Origin of the sequence: Anoxybacillus sp., from assembly GCF_036834105.1 — a bacterium.
Taxonomy (GTDB): domain Bacteria; phylum Bacillota; class Bacilli; order Bacillales; family Anoxybacillaceae; genus Anoxybacillus.
Genome location: NZ_DAITON010000172.1, coordinates 1 through 3,755, shown reverse-complemented (window position 1 = coordinate 3,755; position 3,755 = coordinate 1). Strand labels below are relative to the sequence as shown.

Genomic DNA, 3,755 nt, shown 5'->3' with positions numbered 1-3,755 from the left:
TTCTCCAATAGCGAAAAAAAGTTGCCCAATATAGACCGATCATTCATAATGAACTTAAATATGTGAAAAATGAGGTGAGATAAACAAAATGGATGATCGTGTCATCATTCGCTTTGAACATGTCACAAAACAATACGATGATGATGATCCTGTGCTCGATGATGTGAGCTTTGAAATGGAGCGTGGGAAGTTTTATACGCTTCTTGGCCCCTCCGGATGTGGAAAAACGACCATTCTTCGCTTAATCGCTGGTTTTATCGAACCGACAAAAGGTGATATTTATTTTCACGGAAAGCGAATGAACGGCATTCCAGCAAATAAACGACAGGTGAATACCGTTTTTCAAGATTATGCGCTTTTTCCTCATTTAAATGTGTTTGAAAACGTCGCTTTCGGGTTGCGCATAAAAAACTTGCGCGAAGCAGACATTGAACGAAAAGTAAAAGAAGCGCTTCGTTTCGTCAACTTAGAAGGATATGAACAACGCGCCATTCATGAAATGTCAGGGGGACAGCGGCAACGCGTCGCCATCGCCCGCGCCATCGTCAACGAGCCGGACGTCCTTTTGTTAGATGAGCCACTTTCCGCCCTCGATTTAAAGCTGCGGACAGAAATGCAATATGAGCTGCGTGAATTACAGCGGAGGCTCGGTATTACGTTTATTTTCGTCACTCACGACCAAGAAGAAGCGCTTGCCATGTCGGATGAAATTTTCGTGTTGAACAAAGGAAAAATTGAACAACGCGGCACACCGAAAGATATTTATGATGAGCCCGTCAATCGTTTCGTCGCTGATTTTATCGGGGAGTCAAACATCATTGTCGGAACGATGGTTGACGATTTTGTTGTTGAATTTGCCAATCAACAATTTACGTGCGTCGATCGTGGATTTTCAAAAAACGAACAAGTCGATATTGTCATTCGCCCGGAAGACTTAGAATTAACAACCGCTGAACGCGGCAAGTTGCGCGTGCGTGTCGATTCTGTTTTATTTCGCGGCGTACATTACGAGCTTTGTTGTTACGATGCGTACGGAAATGAATGGCTCGTTCACTCGACGAAAAAGGCAGAAATCGGGGAAGAGATCGGCCTTCATTTTGAGCCGGAAGCTATCCATGTGATGAAGCGGAGCGGAGGTGAATAACATGCGGCGCTACGCTTATGCTGTCCCGTATTGGCTATGGATTGCATTGTTCGTCATTGCGCCAATTATTCTCGTCGTATACTATTCGTTTTTCGATATCGAAGGGCGCTTTTCGCTCGTAAACTATGAAACTTTTTTTACGCCTGTTTATTTACGAATGACAATTCATTCGTTTTGGTACGCGTTTTTAATTACAGCGTGCTCGCTTCTTATCGCTTATCCGACCGCTTATTTTTTAACAAAAACGAAGCATAAGCAGCTATGGTTATTGCTTATTATTTTGCCGACATGGGTTAACTTATTGTTAAAAGCGTATGCCTTTCTCGGACTGTTCGGCACATACGGTGCGGTCAACGCGCTATTGGAAGCGATCGGAATCGGGACAAAGCAATTATTGTTTACAGATTTCAGTTTTGTTTTCGTATCTGTTTATATTTTTATTCCGTTTATGATTTTACCGATTTTTAATGCGCTTGAAAAATTGAATCATTCCTTAATTGATGCCGCACGGGATCTAGGGGCAAGCGAATGGACGACATTTCGGCGCGTCATTTTTCCACTGACGCTCGATGGAGTCAAAGCGGGTTGCCAGGCGGTATTTATTCCGTCGCTCTCGCTCTTTATGTTGACGAGACTAATTGCTGGAAACCGCGTCATAACGCTCGGAACAGCAGTCGAGCAACATTTTCTCGTCACACAAAACTGGGGCATGGGGGCGACAATCGCTGTCTTTTTAATGATCGCTATGGCAGGCATCATGGCTATAACAGGGAATAAAAAATGGGGGGTGAGACAATGAAGGTTGCTCGCCTCTATTTAGCGTTCGTGTTTTTTGTGTTATATATGCCTATTTTTTATTTAATTTACTATTCATTTAATAGCGGCGGAACGATGCATCATTTCGAATCGTTTACGCTTGATTGGTACAAAGATGTGTTTGACGATACACGTTTGCTTGTGATCGTCCTGCATACAGTAATCGTCGCATTATTATCGTCGTCGCTTGCGACAATCATTGGCGTCTTCGGAGCGATCGCCATTTACTATGCGACGCATCGTTGGAAACAAACGCTCCTTACATTGAATAACATTTTGATTGTTAGCCCTGACGTCATTATCGGGGCATCGTTTCTCATCTTATTCACGATCGCAGGTATTCAGCTCGGATTTACGTCCGTCCTATTGTCGCATATTGCCTTCAGCATTCCGATTGTCGTCTTAATGGTGTTGCCGAAGCTGCAGGAAATGAGCCCGACGTTGATTGACGCTGCGCGCGACTTAGGAGCAAACGAGTGGAACGTGCTGACGAAAGTCGTTCTTCCGTATGTGACACCAGGCATTTTTGCTGGTTTTTTCATGGCGCTCACATACTCGCTTGACGATTTTGCAGTAACATTTTTCGTCACAGGCAACGGCTTTTCGACGTTATCGGTTGAAATTTATTCGCGGGCGCGTCAAGGAATTTCGTTATCCGTCAACGCTTTATCTACCCTTCTTTTCTTATTTACGCTCCTTCTCGTTGTTGTGTACTACATAATTACACAACGGACGAGTGCGAAGGGGGGACAAAAATGAGAAAGTTATTATCACTTTTTTTGCTCGTTTGGCTCATTGCTTTTAGCTTGCTTTATGTTGTACGTATGATCGAATCGTCGAAAGGATATGAAGGAGTCAATACGTTAACGATTTATAACTGGGGCGACTATATTGATCCTGCGCTCATTAAAAAATTCGAAAAAGAAACAGGGCTAAAAGTCATTTATCAAACATTTGATTCCAATGAAGCGATGATGACAAAAATTTCCCAAGGTGGAACGACATTTGATGTCGCTGTCCCTTCAGAATACGCAATTAGCAAGATGAAAGAAGAAGGTTTATTGTTGCCGATCGACCACGCGAAACTTCCAAACTTACGCTATATTGATCAGCGCTTTTTGAATTTATCATTTGATCCGGGCAATGAATATTCCATCCCTTATTTTTGGGGAACGGTCGGCATTGTCTACAATCGCGCACTTCTTGGAGGAAAAGAAATAACGAGCTGGAACGACTTATGGGATCCTTCCTTTAAAAATCAAATTTTGCTTGTCGACGGTGCGCGCGAAATTATCGGCATGGCGTTAAATAGTTTGCATTATTCCTTAAATGATACGAACAAAGCTCATTTACAACAAGCAAAACAAAAACTCGATAAGCTAACTCCAAACGTCAAAGCGATCGTCGGCGATGAGATTAAAATGCTGCTTGCAAATGAAGAAGCAGCCATCGGCATCGTTTGGTCAGGAGATGCGGCGGAAATTATGTGGGAAAATGAACGCCTTGATTATGTCATCCCGAAGGAAGGAACAAACTTATGGTTTGATAATATGGTTATCCCGAAAACAGCAAAAAATATTGAAGGAGCGCATCAATTTATTAATTTTATGCTCGATCCGAAAAATGCAGCCCAAAATGCCAAGTATGTTGGCTATTCGACGCCAAATAAAAAAGCGCTCGACTACTTGCCAAAAGACATCGTGGAAGACGAGCGTTTTTACCCGAGCGAACAACTTGCCGATAAGCTTGAAGTGTACGAAAATCTTGGCAAAAGTATGCTCGCCTATTACAATGA

The 3,755-nt window shown here is 42.8% G+C and carries 4 protein-coding genes; all 4 read left to right on the top strand.

Annotation, left to right across the window (positions count from 1 at the left end; all coding sequences use genetic code 11):
• The first annotated feature begins 88 nt into the window (after window positions 1-88).
• Window positions 89-1,144, top strand: coding sequence for an ABC transporter ATP-binding protein (locus tag V7Z64_RS12260; RefSeq protein ID WP_297987310.1), 1,056 nt, complete (start codon window positions 89-91; stop codon window positions 1,142-1,144).
• Between the two features lies 1 nt (window position 1,145).
• The gene (locus tag V7Z64_RS12255) at window positions 1,146-1,943 is read left to right on the top strand and encodes an ABC transporter permease (RefSeq protein ID WP_297987312.1); all 798 of its coding nucleotides are present in this window, start codon (window positions 1,146-1,148) and stop codon (window positions 1,941-1,943) included.
• Window positions 1,940-2,719, top strand: a complete 780-nt coding sequence (locus V7Z64_RS12250; protein ID WP_297987314.1) for an ABC transporter permease — start codon at window positions 1,940-1,942, stop codon at window positions 2,717-2,719. Before V7Z64_RS12255 ends, V7Z64_RS12250 begins: the two co-directional genes overlap by 4 nt.
• The coding region (locus V7Z64_RS12245; protein ID WP_334110572.1) for an ABC transporter substrate-binding protein at window positions 2,716-3,755 on the top strand (1,040 nt) is incomplete at its 3' end. The genes V7Z64_RS12250 and V7Z64_RS12245, both read left to right, overlap by 4 nt.